18 protein-coding genes and 1 riboswitch are annotated in these 16,989 nt (G+C 70.8%); of the genes, 15 read left to right on the top strand and 3 right to left on the bottom strand.

All coding sequences use genetic code 11. The features are described 5' to 3' along the window. The first annotated feature begins 64 nt into the window (after nucleotides 1–64). The 3 genes from AB0M48_RS08980 to AB0M48_RS08970 are packed head-to-tail and all read left to right on the top strand — an operon-like array spanning nucleotide 65 to nucleotide 2,621. Nucleotides 65–1,087: a M48 family metallopeptidase gene (locus tag AB0M48_RS08980; protein ID WP_266042856.1), complete on the top strand. Its 1,023-nt coding sequence runs from the start codon at nucleotides 65–67 to the stop codon at nucleotides 1,085–1,087. 15 nt (nucleotides 1,088–1,102) lie between these two features. Then, nucleotides 1,103–1,879, top strand: coding sequence for a serine protease (locus tag AB0M48_RS08975; RefSeq protein ID WP_363837557.1), 777 nt, complete (start codon nucleotides 1,103–1,105; stop codon nucleotides 1,877–1,879). A 22-nt stretch (nucleotides 1,880–1,901) separates the two neighbouring features. Beyond that, nucleotides 1,902–2,621 (top strand): serine protease, encoded by a 720-nt coding sequence (locus tag AB0M48_RS08970; RefSeq protein WP_363837554.1) that lies wholly within the window; start codon nucleotides 1,902–1,904, stop codon nucleotides 2,619–2,621. On the opposite strand, the gene AB0M48_RS08965 is transcribed toward AB0M48_RS08970, so the two are convergent. After that, nucleotides 2,618–3,226 (bottom strand): LysE family translocator, encoded by a 609-nt coding sequence (locus tag AB0M48_RS08965; RefSeq protein WP_363837550.1) that lies wholly within the window; start codon nucleotides 3,224–3,226, stop codon nucleotides 2,618–2,620. The two genes, AB0M48_RS08970 and AB0M48_RS08965, sit on opposite strands and share 4 nt — an antisense overlap. Nucleotides 3,227–3,374: 148 nt before the next feature. On the opposite strand from AB0M48_RS08965, the gene AB0M48_RS08960 reads away from it, so the two are divergent. Together AB0M48_RS08960 and AB0M48_RS08955 are read left to right on the top strand one after the other, a co-directional pair. Beyond that, complete coding sequence (locus tag AB0M48_RS08960; RefSeq protein ID WP_363837547.1) at nucleotides 3,375–4,109, top strand: serine protease; 735 nt, start codon at nucleotides 3,375–3,377, stop codon at nucleotides 4,107–4,109. Between the two features lie 13 nt (nucleotides 4,110–4,122). Beyond that, on the top strand, nucleotides 4,123–4,581 hold the full coding sequence (locus AB0M48_RS08955; RefSeq protein WP_363837544.1) for a GNAT family N-acetyltransferase: 459 nt from the start codon (nucleotides 4,123–4,125) through the stop codon (nucleotides 4,579–4,581). Here AB0M48_RS08955 and AB0M48_RS08950 read toward each other — a convergent pair. Then, nucleotides 4,535–5,728 carry an 8-amino-7-oxononanoate synthase gene (locus tag AB0M48_RS08950; protein WP_363837541.1) on the bottom strand — a complete coding sequence of 398 codons (1,194 nt, stop codon included), beginning with the start codon at nucleotides 5,726–5,728 and terminating at the stop codon, nucleotides 4,535–4,537. The two genes, AB0M48_RS08955 and AB0M48_RS08950, sit on opposite strands and share 47 nt — an antisense overlap. A gap of 43 nt (nucleotides 5,729–5,771) precedes the next feature. Between AB0M48_RS08950 and AB0M48_RS08945 the strand changes: the two genes are divergently transcribed. Continuing rightward, nucleotides 5,772–6,833 (top strand): hypothetical protein, encoded by a 1,062-nt coding sequence (locus tag AB0M48_RS08945; RefSeq protein WP_363837538.1) that lies wholly within the window; start codon nucleotides 5,772–5,774, stop codon nucleotides 6,831–6,833. On the opposite strand, the gene AB0M48_RS08940 is transcribed toward AB0M48_RS08945, so the two are convergent. After that, on the bottom strand, nucleotides 6,817–7,020 hold the full coding sequence (locus tag AB0M48_RS08940; RefSeq protein ID WP_363837535.1) for a hypothetical protein: 204 nt from the start codon (nucleotides 7,018–7,020) through the stop codon (nucleotides 6,817–6,819). The two genes, AB0M48_RS08945 and AB0M48_RS08940, sit on opposite strands and share 17 nt — an antisense overlap. On the opposite strand from AB0M48_RS08940, the gene AB0M48_RS08935 reads away from it, so the two are divergent. The 9 genes from AB0M48_RS08935 (at nucleotide 6,989) to AB0M48_RS08895 (ending at nucleotide 16,883) form a co-directional block, all read left to right on the top strand. Next, on the top strand, nucleotides 6,989–7,186 hold the full coding sequence (locus tag AB0M48_RS08935; RefSeq protein ID WP_363837532.1) for a hypothetical protein: 198 nt from the start codon (nucleotides 6,989–6,991) through the stop codon (nucleotides 7,184–7,186). The genes AB0M48_RS08940 and AB0M48_RS08935 overlap by 32 nt on opposite strands. A 10-nt stretch (nucleotides 7,187–7,196) precedes the next feature. Beyond that, nucleotides 7,197–8,156 (top strand): beta-eliminating lyase-related protein, encoded by a 960-nt coding sequence (locus AB0M48_RS08930; protein ID WP_363837529.1) that lies wholly within the window; start codon nucleotides 7,197–7,199, stop codon nucleotides 8,154–8,156. Nucleotides 8,157–8,171: 15 nt separating this feature from the next. Beyond that, nucleotides 8,172–8,323: riboswitch (cobalamin riboswitch) on the top strand. Nucleotides 8,324–8,360: 37 nt separating this feature from the next. Then, a complete protein-coding gene (locus tag AB0M48_RS08925; protein ID WP_363837526.1) occupies nucleotides 8,361–10,265 on the top strand; it encodes a putative cobaltochelatase in 1,905 nt (634 codons plus the stop codon). A 10-nt stretch (nucleotides 10,266–10,275) separates the two neighbouring features. Further along, on the top strand, nucleotides 10,276–10,890 hold the full coding sequence (cobO, locus tag AB0M48_RS08920; protein ID WP_363837523.1) for a cob(I)yrinic acid a,c-diamide adenosyltransferase: 615 nt from the start codon (nucleotides 10,276–10,278) through the stop codon (nucleotides 10,888–10,890). Further along, nucleotides 10,887–12,263: a cobyrinate a,c-diamide synthase gene (locus AB0M48_RS08915; RefSeq protein ID WP_363837520.1), complete on the top strand. Its 1,377-nt coding sequence runs from the start codon at nucleotides 10,887–10,889 to the stop codon at nucleotides 12,261–12,263. Before cobO ends, AB0M48_RS08915 begins: the two co-directional genes overlap by 4 nt. 30 nt (nucleotides 12,264–12,293) lie before the next feature. Continuing rightward, the gene (locus AB0M48_RS08910; protein WP_363837517.1) at nucleotides 12,294–13,331 is read left to right on the top strand and encodes a cobalt-precorrin-4/precorrin-4 C(11)-methyltransferase; all 1,038 of its coding nucleotides are present in this window, start codon (nucleotides 12,294–12,296) and stop codon (nucleotides 13,329–13,331) included. Next, on the top strand, nucleotides 13,331–14,152 hold the full coding sequence (locus tag AB0M48_RS08905; RefSeq protein ID WP_363837514.1) for a hypothetical protein: 822 nt from the start codon (nucleotides 13,331–13,333) through the stop codon (nucleotides 14,150–14,152). The genes AB0M48_RS08910 and AB0M48_RS08905 overlap by 1 nt, the downstream gene beginning before the upstream one ends. Further along, nucleotides 14,149–15,405: a cobalamin biosynthesis protein gene (locus AB0M48_RS08900; protein WP_363837511.1), complete on the top strand. Its 1,257-nt coding sequence runs from the start codon at nucleotides 14,149–14,151 to the stop codon at nucleotides 15,403–15,405. Before AB0M48_RS08905 ends, AB0M48_RS08900 begins: the two co-directional genes overlap by 4 nt. Nucleotides 15,406–15,506: 101 nt before the next feature. Then, nucleotides 15,507–16,883 (top strand): M36 family metallopeptidase, encoded by a 1,377-nt coding sequence (locus AB0M48_RS08895; RefSeq protein WP_363837507.1) that lies wholly within the window; start codon nucleotides 15,507–15,509, stop codon nucleotides 16,881–16,883. The last annotated feature ends 106 nt before the right edge of the window (nucleotides 16,884–16,989 follow it).

Below are 16,989 nucleotides of genomic sequence, written 5' to 3'. Positions count from 1 at the left end.
AAGTTTGCAACGGACCTGCGCCGATTCCGTGCAGGCTTGTCCGGATCGTGTCTAACCTGGGGGAGTGACGGGGGACATCGAGCAATCATCGAGGGTGCGGTTCCCGGGCATCAGCCCGCGCGCCTACGAACATCCTGCCGACCGAGGCGCCCTTGCGGTGCTGAGGGCGGTGCCCGCCGTGGCACCGATCCTCAAGGCGGTCGCCGGAGCCTTCACCGAGCGGGGTGAGCGCCTGCTTCAGGTGGCGTCCTCCGTCCGGGTCGGCCCCAAGCAGTACCCGCAGCTCGACCGCATCCGCAACGAGGTGGCGGCGACGTTCGACCTCGCCGAGGTGCCCGAGCTCTTCGTCGAGCGCAACGCCCAGGCGTACGGCTACACCTACGGCATCGACAAGCCGTTCATCGTGATCAGCACCGGCTCGGTCGACCTGCTCGACAACGAGTCGCTGCGCTTCCTGATCGGTCACGAGATGGGCCACGCGATGTCGGGTCACGCGCTGTACAACACGCTGCTGCGCCGGCTGATCGACCTGACCACGTCCTTCGCGTGGGTGCCCGCGGGCGCCATCGCGATGCGCGCGGTCATCGCGGCGTTGCGCGAGTGGCAGCGCAAGACCGAGCTCTCCTGCGACCGGGCCGGCCTGCTCGCCTGCCAGGACCCGCAGGCCGCGCTGCGCACGCACCTGGCGCTGGCCGGTGACCTGGGCGGTCAGGTCGACATCGCGTCGTTCCTCGCCCAGGCGAAGGAGTACGAGGAGGTCGAGGACATCCGCGACAGCCTCCTCAAGCTCCTGCACACCGAGCACCGCACGCACCCGCTGGTCGTGGTGCGGGCCGCCGAGCTGCAGCGCTGGTCGGCGAGCGAGGAGTACCGCGAGATCCTGACCGGCACGTACGCGCGCCGCGAGGACGACCGGCCGACGACCAACCTGACCGACGACATCAAGGGCGCCGCCCGGTCGTACAAGGAGTCCATGAGCAACTCCGCCGACCCGCTGATCAAGACGATCAACGACATCGGCGAGTCGGTCATGGGCGCGGCCGGAAAGCTCTGGAGCAAGGTTGCTCCGAATGGCTCAGCGGAGTAGCTACCATCTGGAGTCATGAGACGACTCCTGGTGTTGGTTCTCTCCGCAATGATCGCCGCCACGGGCACCGCAGCCGCCGACGAACAGATCGTCGGCGGCGAGCGGGCCTCCATCCAGGCCAACCCGTGGGCCGTCTACCTGGTCGACGAGCGTGGTGCCCAGTTCTGCGGCGGCACGATCGTCGCACCGTCGAAGGTGCTCACCGCCGCCCACTGCGCGCTCGGCCGTTCGCCCAAACAACTGCAAGTCGTCGCCGGTCGTGAGGACAAGCAGGACCGCAGGGCCGGGGTGGTGGCCACCGTCACGAAGATCTGGGTCCACCAGCAGTACGTCTCCGCGGACGAGGGCGAGGACATCGCCGTCCTCACCCTGAAGGAAGAGCTGCCGTACCAGCCGCTGCCCTTCGCTGAACTGTCCGATCAGGCGCTTTACCAGCCCGGCACGATGCTGCGGGCGCTCGGCTGGGGGCGGACGTCCGAGAACGGCAAGACGTCCCGCTTCCTCATGCAGGCCAGCGTGCCGGTGTTGCCGGACGAGTTCTGCGTGGACACCTACCCGCAGTTCGTGAAGGCGGACATGTTCTGCGCCGGGTACGAGGGCGGCAAGGTCGACACCTGCCAGGGCGACTCGGGCGGCCCGATCGTGGTGGACGGCAAGCTCGTCGGCGTCACGTCGTGGGGCGAGGGCTGCGCGCGCAGGAACAAGCCGGGCGTGTACGTGCGGATCTCCCGCTACGCCAAGGAACTTCACTCGGTCGTGGATGCTTCGCCGCCGGGGGTTGTCGACCCGTAGACCACCTGGGTTCAGTGGTGACATGCGACTGCTGGCGGCGGTTCTGGCCCTGCTCGTGCTCATGGTGATCCCGGCTCACGGTGCTCCCGGGATCGTCGGCGGCGTCGTGGTCGACGACCCGGACGAGGTGCCGTGGATGGTGGCCCTGACGACGTCGTCGGGCCACCAGTTCTGCGGCGGCGCGCTCCTCGGCTCCCGGCGGGTCGTCACGGCGGCGCACTGCGTCCACGGCCGCACGCCCGGTTCGATCACCGTCATCGGTGGCCGGCTCGACCTGCGCACCGACGGCGGTTCCACCTCGGCGGCCGCGTCGTACCGGCTGGTCGACGGCTACTCGGCGCCCTCGCGCGGCAAGGACATCGCGGTGCTGACGCTCGTCGTGCCGATGCAGTACCGGCCGTTGCCGGTCGCCTCGCCCGGTGTGCACATGAGCGGCAGCGTCGGCACCGTGTACGGCTGGGGCAGGCAGGCGGAGAACGACACGAACAAGAGTCCGATGCTGCACAAGGCGTACATCCCGATCGTGCCGGACGCGCAGTGCGCCGCGACCTATGCGCAGTTCGACGCCAGGGCCATGTTCTGCGCGGGATACCCCGACGGCGGCATTGGCTCGTGCGTCGACGACTCCGGCGGCCCGTTCGTGATCGACGGCCGGTTGACGGGCATCGTGTCGTGGGGCCTCGGCTGCGCTCGACCGAACGCGCCAGGCGTCTACACGCGCGTCACGACGTATTTGCGCTAGAGCACGAGCCCGACGGACATCGTAAGGAAGACAGCCGCGCACACGGCGTCCAGCGCCGTCGTCACGCCAGGCCGCTTGAGCTTCCCGGCCACCCGCGACGCCGCCAGCACGATCATCAGCTCCCACACCGCCGCGAGTCCGAGGAACACGACCGCGAGCATCGCGAGCTGCGGTGCCGGTTCACCCGATCCGATGAACTGTGGCAGGAACGCCAGCGAGAACAGGATCATCTTCGGGTTCGTGATGTTGGTCAGGAAGCCCTGCCGGAACGGCCGCGCGCTCATGACCTCTTCCGGGGTGTCCCCGGTGCGCTTGACGAGGCCGCGCGTGATGGAGATCGCCAGGTAGAGCAGGTAGCCGGCGCCGATCCAGCGCAGTGCCGCGAGCACCATCGGGTACTGCGCGAGCACCACTCCGAGGCCCGAGATGACCAGGGCGACCTGGACCGCCGCGGCCGTGTGGATGCCGCCCAGCGCGAGCAGGCCCGCGCGGGTGCCGGACCGCAGTGACGTGCGCAGGAGCAGGAACGCGTCCACGCCGGGGGTCACGATGACGACCGCGCACGCGATGAGAAAGGCCGGAACCTGGCCGAAGTCGAACAACACCGTACATACCCCCGTGATCTACGCCACTGGCCGCAAAATCTCCGGCCCAACGGGACACTAACACGAGAATCTCCGGTTTTGACGCCGTCCTAGCGCGATCGCTACCGTTGGTGACCGATCGTCCACCTGGTGCAACGAGGAGTGGTCCGTGAGGGGTAAGCGTTTTGCCGTGCTGGTGGCGGTGATCGCCCTGGTCAGCGGTGCGACGTCAGCCGATGCGATCGTCGGGGGGACACCCGCGCGGGTGTCCGACACCCCGTGGGTTGTGGCGATCACCACCACGGACGGTCAGCTGATCTGCGGCGGCGCGCTCGTCGCCCCGGACAAGGTCGTGACCGCCGCGCACTGCGTGGTGCCGAAGGGCGTGCTGGGCAAGAACCAGCGTCCCGCCGAGCAGTTGCGCGTGGTCGCCGGCCGCACGGACCTCCGGAGCAAGGTCGAAGGCGTTGAGGCGGCGGTCGCGAGCGTGTGGCGGCACCCCGAGTACGTCGAGGTCACCAAGGGCGACGACGTGGCGGTCCTGACGCTCGCCCAGGCCCTGCCGTACCGGACGATCGCGCTCGGCGAGGTCGGTGACGAGGGCGTGGTGCTCGGCTGGGGCCGCACCGCCGAGGACGCCCCGCCCGCCATGTCGCTGCGCAAGGTGACGGTGCCGATCCTGTCCGACTCCGAGTGCCTGCAGAAGGAACCGGACTACCGGCAGGGCGCGATGCTGTGCGCCGGGCGCGGTGGCCGGGACGCCTGCACCGGCGACTCGGGCGGCCCTCTCGTGGTGCGCGGCAGGCTCGCGGGCGTCGTGTCGTTCGGCCGCGGCTGCGCCCGGCCCGATGAACCCGGTGTCTACACCCGGCTCGCGAACTACCGGCAGACGCTGGGCTTCTGATATCCACGACCAGGTGCGAACCACACAGTTTCCCGCCACCCTGCGCCGGCAGTGGGGGCTCGACCTGAGCCCGGCCCAGCTCTACGCGATCCTGCGACTGCGCCAGGACGTCTTCGTCGTGGAGCAGAACTGCGTCTACGCCGACGTCGACGGCCGTGATCTCGAACAGGGCACACGGCACTTCTGGCTGGAGACGGAGGGAACGCTCGAACCGCTCGCCTACCTGCGGCTGCTCGAAGAACCCGACGGCACGTTCCGCGTCGGACGCGTCGCCACGGCGCGCATGGCCCGCGGCCGCGGTTACAGCCGCCGGCTCATGCAGGCCGCGCTCGTGGACATCGGCACCACGCCGTCAGTGCTCGACGCGCAGACGTACGTCGCCGACTTCTACGCGTCGTTCGGGTTCGTCGCCGAGGGCAGCGAGTTCATCGAGGACGGGATTCCACACCTGCGGATGCGGCGCTCTCCCTGATCACGCGCACCGCGCGCTCGATGTCGGCCTCGGTCAGATCGGCGCGCGCGGTGAGCCGCAGCCTGCTGATCTGGTCCGGCACCGACGGCGGCCGGAAGCAGCCGACGACGACACCGCTCGTGCGGCAGGTCTCGGCCCACTGGAACGCCTGCTCCGGCGAGGGCGCCCGCACGCTCACGACGGCCGCGGTCGGCGTGCTGACCTGGAAACCGGCCTCCTTCAGGCGGTTGCTCAGGTCGTGCGCCACGGTCAGCGCCCGCTCGGGGCGGTCCGGCTCCTCGCGCAGGATCTTGATCGCCGTCAGGGCAGCCGCCACGCTGCTCGGCGCGAGGCCGGTGTCGAAGATGAACGGCCGCGCGGTGTCGATCAGGTGCTTGATCACCCGGCTCGGGCCGAGGACGGCACCGCCCTGCGCGCCCAGCGACTTGCTCAGCGTCAGCGTGGTGATCACGTCCGGCGCCTTGATGATGCCCGCCTCGGCGACCGCACCCCGGCCACCCGGCCCGACGACGCCGAGGCCGTGCGCGTCGTCGACGACCAGCGCGGCACCCGTCGCCCGGCACACCTCGTGCAGTTCGTTCAGCGGGGCGATGTCGCCGTCGACGCTGAACACCGAGTCCGTGACGACGATCGCGCGCCGCTTGCCGCGGGTCTCCAGCGCGTGCCGGACCTTGCCGACGTCGCAGTGGTCCGCGACCACCACGTCGGCCTTGGACAGGCGCGTGCCGTCGATCAGCGAGGCGTGGATGTGCTGGTCGGCGACGATCGCCGTGCCGGGACCCGTCAGCGCCGTGACCGCGGCGAGGTTCGCCATGTACCCGCTGCTGAACACCAGCGCCGACTGCGAGCCGCAGAAGTTCGCGAGCTCGAACTCCAGCTCGGCGTGCAGCTCCGTCGAGCCCGTGACCAGGCGCGATCCCGTCGAGCCGGAGCCCCACTTCAGCGTGGCGGCGGCCGCGGCACCCGCGACGCGCTTGTCCTTGGCGAGGCCCAGGTAGTCGTTGCTCGCGAGGTCGAGGTCCGTCGAGTCCGAGGTGCGCGGCCGCAGTCGCCGGCTCAGACCGGCCTTGGCCCGCGCTTCGGAGCGGGTGTCGATCCAGTCGAGCGTCGACTCACCACCGCTGGAACTCGCCTCAGTTGTGCTCACGGTCACCGACCGAGTCTCCCATCCGCCCGCTAGCGTGCCGCTCGTGGACCTGTTCACCTTCACGCGCGCCGAACTCACCTCGCCGGTGCAGTTCATCGGCGGACGCTGGGTGGTGTCGGCCTACGACGACGTGCGCGCCGTGCTGGCCGATCCGGTCACCTTCCTGCCCGACAACGCGCTGACCGCCGTCACCCCGGTGGCTCCGGCCGCCCTGCGCGCCCTGGTGAGGGCCCGCTTCTCGTTGCCGCCGACGCTCGCGAACAACGGGTCCTCGTCGCACGCCGGCCTGCGGCGGCTCGTGGCCTCGTTCTTCGCGCCGGCTCGTGTCGCCGCTGCGGAGCCTCGCATCCGCTCCCTGGTTTCGGAACGCCTGGGTGGCACGGATCTCGTGCGGTCGCTCGCGTGGGACCTGCCCGCGATCGTGCTGATGGACCTGCTCGGACTGCCGAACGTCGACATCCCGACGCTGAAGCGCTGGAGCACCGGTTCGCTGGAGTTCTTCTGGGGCGACATCACCCGCGAACGGCAGCTGGAACTGGTCGACGACGTCGGCGACTTCCACCAGTGGCTGATCAAGCGCTACCACGCGCGCGACGGCGAGCTGTTCTGCGCGCTGGCCGATGCCGGGGTGTCCGCCGAGGACTCCGCCGGCCTCTGCTACTTCCTGCTGATCGCGGGTCAGGAGACGACGACCCAGTTGTTGTCCACGGCGTTGCGCCGCGCGTTGCAGGACCGCTCGCTGTGGGCGCGACTGCCCGAACCCGGCGTGGCCGAGTCGTTCGTCGAGGACGTGCTGCGCACCGACACGCCCGTGGTGACGTGGCGGCGGCTGACCGCGCGTGAGGTGGTGCTGTCGGGTGTGCGCGTGCCTGCCGGTGCGGAACTCGTGTTGTTGTTGAGCGGCAGGGAAACCGACCCTCGGCATCTCGCGTTCGGCTACGGCCGCCACTTCTGCCTCGGGGCGGGGTTGGCCCGGCTGGAGGCCGCCGTGACGTTGCGGACCGTCGCCGAGCACGAGCCGTCGCTGCACCTGGTGGGTCCGGAGCCGGAGTGGCTGAACCTGCTGTCGTTCCGCGCGCCGAAGTCGGTCACGGTCGCGCGATGAGCTTGCCCGTCGTGGTGCGGGCTTCGAGTGCGCGGTGGGCCTCGGCGATCTCGTCGAACCGGTAGACGTCGCCGAGCACCTCTTCGGGCGTGGTGCCGAGGGGAAGGCCCAGCGAGGCGTCGTTGCCGCTGGTCGTAGCCGTGGAGCGGACGACGGTGCGCAGCTGCGAGGACGACTTCCGGATCACCGTCGAGCGGCTCGCGAAGCTGGTCGGCTCGACCTTCAGGGCGCACACCGTGCTGGCCGTGCTGCGCGGTGAGCACATCGAGTTCCTGCTGGCCCAGGGCATGACGGACGGCGAGATCCGGGCAGGCGTCATTTCACTCGCCGACACGCTCGCGGCTGAGGTTTGATGCCCGGGTGATGAACCGTCAGCTCTCCGGAACCCGCAAGAAGACGCTCCTGGAGAGGCTCGGCCCGGTACCGGACGTCGACCCCGACCGCTACGGCGACGGCGGCCCGGTGGGCGCGCTGGAGACGCGGGTCGCGGAGCTCCTGGGCACCGAGGCCGCGTTGTTCGTGCCGACCGGGACCATGGCGCAGCAGATCGCCCTCAAGTGCTGGGCGGACCGCACGCACAACCCGATCGTCGCGATGCATCCGCGGGCCCACCAGCTCGACCACGAGAACGACGCGCTCACCGTGCTGTCCGGCCTGGGCCCGATCAAGGTGCCGAACTCGCAGGTCGCGACCTGCCCGGAGCCGTACGGCACGCTGCTGCTGGAGGTGCCGGACCGCGAGGCCGGGTTCGTCCTGCCGTCCTGGGACGAGCTGACCTCGCTCGTCGACGCCGCCCGTGAGCGGGACGCGGTCGTGCACCTCGACGGCGCGCGGCTGTGGGAGAGCACCTTGGGCCTGGGCAAGCCGCTGCCGGAGATCGCGGACCTGTTCGACTCGGTCTACGTGTCGTTCTACAAGTCCCTCGAAGGCATCTCCGGCGCGGCGCTCGCCGGCACCCAGGACTTCGTCGACCAGGCACGGGTGTGGCGGCACCGGTACGGCGGCATGCTGTTCCAGCAGTGGCCGGCGGCGCTGTCCGCGTTGCACGGCCTGGACACCGTGCTGCCGAGGCTCGGCGCGTACGTCGAGCACGCCAAGGTCGTGGCCGCGGCCATGGATCTGCCCGAGCCGCACACCCACCAGTTCGCGCTGCACCTGCCCGGCGACCCGCGGCGGCTGACCGAGGTGAGCGGCGAGTTCCTCGGCGGCTTCTGGCGGGACGGGACGCTCGCGAAGACGGAGATCACCGTCGCCGAGCCCGCGCTGGAGTGGACGGCGGACGAGGTGCGACAGGCCTGGGGAGAGTTCCTGAGCTTGATCTAGGGCGACGTCGCTCACCTGGCTGTTGGACCTGGGGGTGCGAAATGCGACGATGCCGGGGCTGTGAGGGGAGTGCGAGGAAGCCGGTGCGAATCCGGCGCCGTCCCGCGACTGTGACCGGTAGAGAGAGAACCGGGAGTCAGGAACTCGTTCCCCTCTTGATCACCGACCGCGGGCGTGGACACCCGAGGAAGGACTTCGCCGAGCATGTTCCCGTTTTCGGCTGTCGTCGGACATGACGACCTCCGCCTGGCCCTGCTGCTGAACGCCGTGCACCCCGGCATCGGCGGCGTACTCGTCCGAGGCGAGAAGGGGACCGCGAAGTCGACCATCGTGCGTGCCCTCGCCGCACTGCTGCCCGACCTCGACGCGTCCCGGGGCTGCCGCTTCGGCTGCGCGCCCGGCACCACCGACTGCCCCGACGCGCCGCACGAGGGCGTCGAACGGCGGCCGGCCCGGCTCGTGGAACTGCCCGTCGGCGCCACCGAGGACCGGCTGGTCGGGTCGCTCGACCTGGAGAAGGCGCTGACCGAGGGCGTGCGGGCGTTCCAGCCCGGCCTGCTGGCCGCGGCACACCGGGGCGTCCTCTACGTCGACGAGGTCAACCTGCTGCACGACCACCTGGTCGACCTGCTGCTGGACGCCGCCGCGATGGGCCGCGCGCACGTCGAGCGCGAGGGCGTCTCGGTCTCGCACCCGTCCCAGTTCCTGCTGGTCGGCACCATGAACCCCGAAGAGGGTGAGCTGCGGCCACAGCTGCTCGACCGGTTCGGGCTGACCGTGGCGGTGAAGGCCGCCCGGGACGTCGCCGTGCGCACCGAGGTCATCCGGCGGCGGCTCGCCTACGAGGCCGACCCCGTCGCGTTCGCGGCGAAGTGGGCCGGGCAGGACGCCGAGCTCAAGCAGCAGATCACCGACGCGCGCGACAACCTGAAGCGGGTGTCCCTCCCGGACAGCGAGCTGCGCCGGATCGCCGCCGTCTGCGCCGCCTTCGAGGTCGACGGCATGCGCGCGGACCTCGTCGTGGCCCGTGCCGCCACCGCCCACGCGGCGTGGCGGGGCGTGACCGAGGTCGAGGAGACGGACGTCGAGACCGCGGTCCGGCTCGCGTTGCCGCACCGGCGCCGCCGCGACCCGTTCGACGAGCCCGGCATCGAGGAGCAGCAGCTCGAAGACGCGATGCGCCAGGCGGCCGAGCACGCGGAGGAGCCGCCGGAGGGCCCGGACGACGACGGCCCCGGCGGCGGTGAGCTGCCCGAGCCGCAGGAAGGCCCCAAGGGCAACGGGAACGCGCCTCAGGACCGTCCGGCACCGGAGCCCGCGCCCGCGTTCAAGGCGCGGCTGCTGGAGGTCCCCGGAGTCGGCGAAGGCGCGCCCGGCAAGCGTTCCCGCGCCCGTGCCCGCACCGGCCGGATCGTCCGCTCGTCCAAAGTGGACGGCAGTGGCCTGCACCTGGTCGACACGCTCACGAACGCGGCACCCCACCAGGCGGCGCGGGGCCGCAGCGGTCCCGGACTGCTGCTCACCGCCGCCGACCTGCGCAAGGCGGTCCGGGAGGGCAAGGAGTCGAACCTCGTCCTGTTCGTCGTCGACGCCTCGGGCTCGATGGCGGCGCAGAAGCGGATGTCGGCCGTCAGCGGCGCGGTGATCTCGCTGCTGCGCGACGCCTACCAGCGCCGGGACAAGGTCGGCGTGGTGACGTTCCGCGGCAACCAGGCCGAGCTCGCGCTGCCCCCGACGACCTCGGTGGACGCGGCTGCCACCAGGCTCAAGAAGATGCGCACCGGAGGCCGGACTCCGCTCGCGGACGGCCTGCTCAAGGCCCACCGCGTCCTGGAGATCGAACGGATGCGCGATCCTCAGAAGCGCCCGCTCGTGGTGCTGCTGACGGACGGCCGCGCGACGTCGTCCGGCCTGGGGGGCGACCCCACCAAGGACGCGTTGAAGGCCGCCGGACTGCTCGAGAAGACCGCTGTGGTCGTCGTGGACTGCGAACAGGGCCACGTCCGCCTCGGTCTCGCCCAGAAGATCGCCGACGCGCTTCAAGGCACTTGCGTGAAGCTCGACCAGCTCAGCGCCGACCACCTCGCCGGCGTCGTCCGGGCCGCATAAGGAGAACCCAGTGCCTCAAGGACAACCCACCGAGGTGCCGAAGGACGGCCTGACCACGCGCCAGCGCCGGAACAGGCCGTTGCTGATGCTGCACACCGGTGAGATGAAGGGGAAGTCGACGTCGGCCTTCGGCATGGCGTTGCGCGGCTGGAACCAGGGCTGGGACATCGGCGTGTTCCAGTTCGTGAAGTCCGCCAAGTGGAAGGTGGGCGAGGAGTCCGCGTTCAAGGCGCTCGGCCGGCTGCACGACGAGACCGGCGAGGGCGGCGCCGTCGAGTGGCACAAGATGGGCGAGGGCTGGTCCTGGACCCGCAAGCAGGGCACCGAGGACGACCACGCCACGGCCGCGCTCGAAGGCTGGCACGAGATCCAGCGCAGGATCAACGCCGAACGCCACGGCTTCTACGTGCTCGACGAGTTCACGTACCCGCTGCACTGGGGCTGGATCGACGTCGACGAGGTCGTGGAGACGCTGACGAACCGGCCCGGCCACCAGCACGTCGTGATCACCGGCCGGTACGCGCCGCAGAAGTTGATCGACGCCGCCGACCTCGTGGTCGAGATGACCAAGGTCAAGCACCCGATGGACGCCGGGCAGAAGGGCCAGCGGGGGATCGAGTGGTGACCAGGCTGGTCGTCGCGGCCCCGGCCTCGGGCAGCGGCAAGACCACCGTCGCGACGGGCCTGATGGCCGCGTTGCGCACGGCCGGGTCGCGGGTCGCGCCGTTCAAGGTGGGGCCCGACTACATCGACCCCGGCTACCACTCGCTGGCGACCGGGAGACCGGGCCGCAACCTCGACCCCGTCATGGTCGGCGAGCACCGGATCCCCGGTCTGTTCGCGCACGGCTCCAAGGGCTGTGACATCGCCGTGGTCGAGGGCGTGATGGGGCTGTTCGACGGCCGCATCGACACCGCGGGCATCGGCTCCACCGCGCACGTCGCCAAGCTGATCAACGCACCGGTGCTGTTCGTCGTGGACGCCCGCGGGCAGAGCCGGTCGCTCGCCGCGCTGCTGCACGGGTTCCGCGGCTACGACCCGACGGTCCGGCTCGGCGGCGTGATCCTCAACCAGGTCGGGTCGGAACGGCACGAGCAGGTGCTGCGGTCCGCGTGCGACGAGGTCGGCCTCGACGTGCTCGGCGTGCTGCCGCGCGATCCGCAGTTCTCCTTGCCCTCACGGCATCTGGGGCTCGTCACGGCGGCGGAGCACGGCCCGGAGGCCGTGGCGGCGGTGGACGCGATCGCCGCCGCGGTGGCCAAGCACGTCGATCTCGACGCGGTGCGCAGGCTGGCCTCGTCGGTGCCCACGATGGCGGTCTCCGCGTGGGAACCGCAGGTGGAGCGCGTCGAGGACGAACCGGTGATCGCGGTCGCCGGGGGAGCGGCCTTCACCTTCGGCTACGCCGAGCACGTGGAGGTGCTGAAGGCGGCGGGCGCGGCCGTGGCCGTGCTCGACCCGCTGCACGACGAGGACCTTCCGGAGGGCACGGCGGGCCTTGTGCTCCCCGGCGGATTCCCCGAGCAGCACGCGGAAGCGCTGTCGGCCAACGTGAAGTTGCGGGACGCGGTGGCGCGGTTCGCTCGATCGGGTGCGCCGGTCCACGCCGAGTGCGGAGGGTTGCTCTACCTCGCGAAGTCACTCGACGGGCACCCGATGTGCGGCGTGCTCGACGCCGAAGGGTTCATGACCCCGAAGCTCACGCTGGGTTATCGCGACGCGGTGGCGTCCACGGGTTCGCCGCTGCACCCGGCGGGCAGCCGCGTGACCGGGCACGAGTTCCACCGGACCCAGCTGTCCACACCGCACTCGATCCCGCCCGCGTGGCAGTGGCGCGGCGTCGACTCGCGGCCGGTCGCCGAAGGATTCGTGGCGGGTGGCGTGCACGCGTCGTACCTCCACACGCACCCGGCCGGTGATCCGGAGGCCGTAGCCCGTTTCGTGCGGGCCTGCCACCCGTTCGTGGCCGGAGTGGCAGACGGTACGGTCATCGCTTAAGTCTCTCCCCAAACCCCCTGTGGAGCTGTCGTGACGACGACCGGTCGGGTCTCCTTCGTCGGCGCCGGTCCCGGTGCCGCCGACCTCATCACTCTCCGAGGCGCGCGCCGCATCGCGGAAGCCGACGTGGTCGTCTGGGCCCCCAGCGCGGTGGACGCCGAGTGCGTCCGCGAGCACGCCCGCGCCGACGCCGAGCTGGTCGACTTCTCGCGCGTCACGCCCGAGGAGATCACCGACGTGTACCGCCGCGCCGCCGCCGCGCGCCAGGTCGTCGTGCGCCTGCACCCCGGTGACGCCGCGACCGGTGGTGGCGTTCAGGAGCAGCACGACCTGTGCGTGCGTCTCGGCCTCGAGGTCGAGGTGGTGCCGGGCGTGTCCGTCGTCGCCGCCGCGGCCGCCAAGATCGGTCGTGAGCTCACGCAGACCGAGGCGTCCTCCACGGTGCTGATCTCGCCGGAGAGCAGCGAGCTCGTGAGCGAGTTCGCCGCGCTGCAGACCACGATGGCCGCCACGGTCTCGGGCGCGCGCACCGGCCAGTTCGTGGAGAAGCTGCTGCAGGGCGGGTACTCCGAGGCCACGCCGGTCGTCGTCGCGTACAAGGTGAGCCAGGCCGACGAGGTCGTCGTGCACACCACGATCGGCGAGCTGGAGTCGGTCGTGAAGAAGCACAAGCTGTACCGCCCGACGTTGTTCCTCGTCGGTGCCGCGGTGAAGGCGCCCACGCGCCGTGTCTCGGCGACGGCCACCACCTCGGCGGACGAACCGCTGCGCGCTGCCCGCCCGACGCGCTGGTCGCGCCGTGCGGCCTCCCGCATCGCGACGCGCACGGACGAGCCGATCCCAGCTCCCGCCCCCGCCGTTCCCACCGCCCCCGCGGCCGAGCCGAACCCGGCGTGGACGGCGGTGGAGGAAATACAGCAGTCCGTGCGCAAGCCCGCCGAGGAGCCCGCGCCGAAGCCGAAGCTGACGGTGGTCGCGGCCGGGAAGCCGAAGCCGCCGACGGTCAACGCCTCGACGTCCACGCCGAGGAAGAAGCCGGCGCGCAAGCCCAAGCGGTCTGCTGACTGATGTCGCTGGAGAAGCTGCGGGAGGCAGCGGGTCGTCCCGTCGAGATCGTCGACGCCGAGGACGGCCTGCGTCCCGCGCTGAACGTGTGCCGCGCCCACTCCGCCGTGATCGTCAGGCTCGCCGACGGCATCGGCCCCGCCGAGATCGGCGCGGGCCTCGCGGGCTGGCGCCGCACGCTGACGGTGCAGGACGCCGGCGAGCTGATCGCCGTCGACCCGCGCGACGCGGTGACGCGCCGCTGGACCGCTCCGGACGCCGTGTTGTGCCTGGCGGACAACGAGTTCCTCCGCTCGAACGACGGCTGGGCACTCCCGGACGACGCCTTCGCCAGCCGTGCCCACGTGCTCGGCGCCGAGGTGCGCGCGTTCGTGCTGGCCCGCCTCGCCCCGCGCCCCGGCGTGCTGGTGTGGGACGTGCTCGCGGGTTCCGGCGCGGTCGGCGTGGAGTGCGCCCGGCTCGGTGCCGCGGTGATCGCGGTCGAGCCGGACCCCGTGCAGTGCGTGCGGATCATCGCGAACGCCTCCGCGCACGGCGTCGACATCCGCGTCGAGGAGGCCGAACTGGACGCGCCTTCGTTGCCGCGCCCGGATTCGGTGTTCGTCGGCCGGGGCGAGCTGAGCGCGGTCAAGGCCTCGGCGGCGGTGTCGGCCCGTCGAGTCGTGGTCGTGACGGAGAGCGTCGACGAGATCGTGCCCGCGCGGGACGCGTTGCAGGCCGCCGGATACGAGGTGGAGGGCGTGCACTGGACGGCCTCGCGCCTGCTGGACTCGGGATTCGCCCCGGCGGTCCCGGTGACCGTGTTGTGGGGAAGCAAGAAGTGATCGGAGTGTTCGCCGGCCCGGCGCAGCGCGGTGACGCCGCTGACCTCGCCGGGCTGCTCGGTGCCGACGCCGTCGTCCCCGACGGCCCGGTCAAGCCCGCCGTCCGCAGCCTCTGGCCCCGCCTGGGCGCCGTCGTGCTGTTCCTGGACGCGGGGTCCGCCGTGCGGCTGGTCGCGCCCCTGTTGCGGGACAAGCGATCCGACCCCGCCGTGGTGTGCGTGGACGAGCACTTCGTCGTCGCGCTGGCCGGGGACGCGGACGTGTTCACCCGCCACGTGGCCGACGTGCTGAACCGCACCGCCGTGGTGACGAGCGGTCCGCTGGTCGACTCGATGCTGGACGAGCTGGTCGAGCAGCTCGACGCGACCGCTGTCGGCGACGTGGAGGGCTGCACCGCCGCCATCGAGGCGGGCGAGAAGGTCGTGCTGCGCAACCCGCTGAACTTCCCGCTGCCCGCGCTGCCGCCCAACGTCGTGGCGGGCGGTGAGGACGCGACGTGGGTGATCGTCGTGGACGACCGGGCCGCCGCGGCGAAGGAGAACGTGTTGCGGATCGTGCCGCGCACGCTCGTCGTCGGAGTGGGGTCGACGCGCGGTGCGTCGGCCACGAGCGTGGGTGCCGCACTGTCCGAGCTGGACGTTCAGGGCGGCCTGGACCTGCGTGCCATCAAGGCGTTCGCGACAGCGGACGTCAAGGCGGATGAACCCGGCATCGTGGACGCCGTGGAGGACTGGGGTTTCTGGCACGGCGACACGGCCGAGCTGCTGACGTTCCCGACCGGCGAGCTCGCCGAGATCGGGGTGCCGAACCCGAGTTCGGTGGTGCGCAACTCGATGGGCACCGCGAGCGTCGCGGAGGCCGCCGCGTTGCGTGGCGCGCGGAGCGTCGGGCACGGCGGCCCGATAGAACTGGCGGCCGAGAAGTTCAAGCGGGACAACGTGACCGTGGCCGCGGCGCGGGTGCTGCCGCGCGGCCGGCTCGCGCTGGTCGGGCTCGGGCCGGGCCCGGCCGAGCAGCGCACGCCCCGTGCGGAGGCGGAGATCCGGCGCGCGGCGTTCGTGATCGGGTCGCCCGAGGCGATCGAGTCCGTGCGCCCGCTGCTGCGCTCCGGCACCGAGGTCGGTCACGAGGGTGCGTTCGATCTGGCCGCTCGTGGTGCGGCGGTCGCGTTCGTCGCTTTCGGAACCGGACCAACGCTGGACATTCCGGTCGAAGCCGACGTGATTGTTGTTCCCGGAGTCTGGGAACGCTGATGTTTTTCCGTCTTTCGTAGGGTCTGCACCGAAGTTTTGCCGATTAGCGTCGCCATGCACACGGCCCACCCTGCTCGGGCCCGGAAGCACTGGAGACCGGCATGAGAGCCCGTCGTCTCGTCGCTGTCGCCTGCACCGCTGGCGTCGCACTGTCCCTGCTGACGATCAGCGCCCAGGCCGCCGCGCCCGGGGAAGGCCTCCGGCTGCTGGCCGTTCGTGACTCGCTGACCGCCACGCACACCTGGTACGAACAGACCTACGACGGCAAATCGGTGCTGGGCGCGTACTACGTCGAGCACGTGGACAAGGCGACCGGCGTGAAGACCGTGGACGACGGCCGGCTGACCGTCGGCTCGGTCGACGTCACGCCCGCGGTGTCCGCCGAGGACGCCAAGTCGAAGTCCGCCGGTGCTCCCGAAGGCGCGAGCCTGAAGGTGCTGCCCGGCACCGGGCTGGTCTACGAGGTGATCTCCGACAACGGCAAGGGTTCCGAGCGCACGCTGGTGCACGCGGAGTCCGGTGCCGTCGTCAGGACCGAGAGCCTGGTCAAGCACGCGGACGGCACCGGCAAGGTGTTCAGCCCGAACCCCGTCTCGTCGCAGCAGAACCAGAACCTCGTGGACGGCGACGACGCCGACTCGGCCGTGCCCGCCGCCGCGTACAGGTCCGTCACGCTGTCCGACCTCGACGGTTCCGGCTACCTCAAGGGCAACTACGCCCAGCTGACCGGCTCCAAGAGCAAGCTCGCGTTCAGCAAGAACAACAAGTTCGAGTACACGCGCGCCAACGACCTCTTCGAGCAGGTCAACGCCTACTGGGGCGTGACGGAGTCGCAGAAGTACATCCAGAGCCTCGGGTTCAAGAACATCAACAACGAGTCGCAGAAGATCACCACGCTCGGCCTGAAAGAGGACAACTCGTTCTACGACCCGAACAAGGACCAGATCACGTTCGGCACGGGCGGGGTGGACGACGCCGAGGACGTCGAGGTGGTGTGGCACGAGCTCGGCCACGCGATCCAGGACGCCCAGGTGCCCGGCTTCGGCTCCACCGTCGAGGGCGGCTCGATCGGCGAGGGCTTCGGCGACTGGTGGGCGTTGATCATGTCCTCCGCGGACGCCAAGGACACCGCCACGGTGCCGTTGGCGTGCATCATGGACTGGGACGCCACGGCCTACACGACCGAGACGCCGCACTGCCTGCGTCGCACCGACACCGACCTGAAGTACGCCGACCGCAAGAACCAGGTGCACTTCGACGGTCAGATCTGGTCGCGGGCCCTGTGGGACCTCTACCAGAAGTTCGGCCGGGACAAGTCCGCGAAGATCGTGCTGGAGGCTCAGTTCTCCTACTCGCCCTCGACGAACTTCGCGCAGGCCGCCACCGTGACCGTGGAGACCGCCAGGAAACTTTACGGTGACACGGACGCAGCATTCGTTCGATCTGTTTTCGACGCCCGCGGAATCGAAAAGAACTAAGTCAAAAGTCAAACCGCCCGGAACAGACAAGTGGCGGTTGTGCTGCTGAATCTTCGCCCGTGACGCTGTGTGTGCTGTCGCTGTACACCCTGCACACACAGTGTCA

It is taken from the genome of Lentzea sp. NPDC051208 (assembly GCF_040682435.1).
Classification (GTDB): Bacteria; Actinomycetota; Actinomycetes; order Mycobacteriales; family Pseudonocardiaceae; genus Lentzea; species Lentzea kristufekii.
Note: the sequence above shows the minus strand (reverse complement) of the source record. Positions and strands in the feature narration are given on the sequence as shown.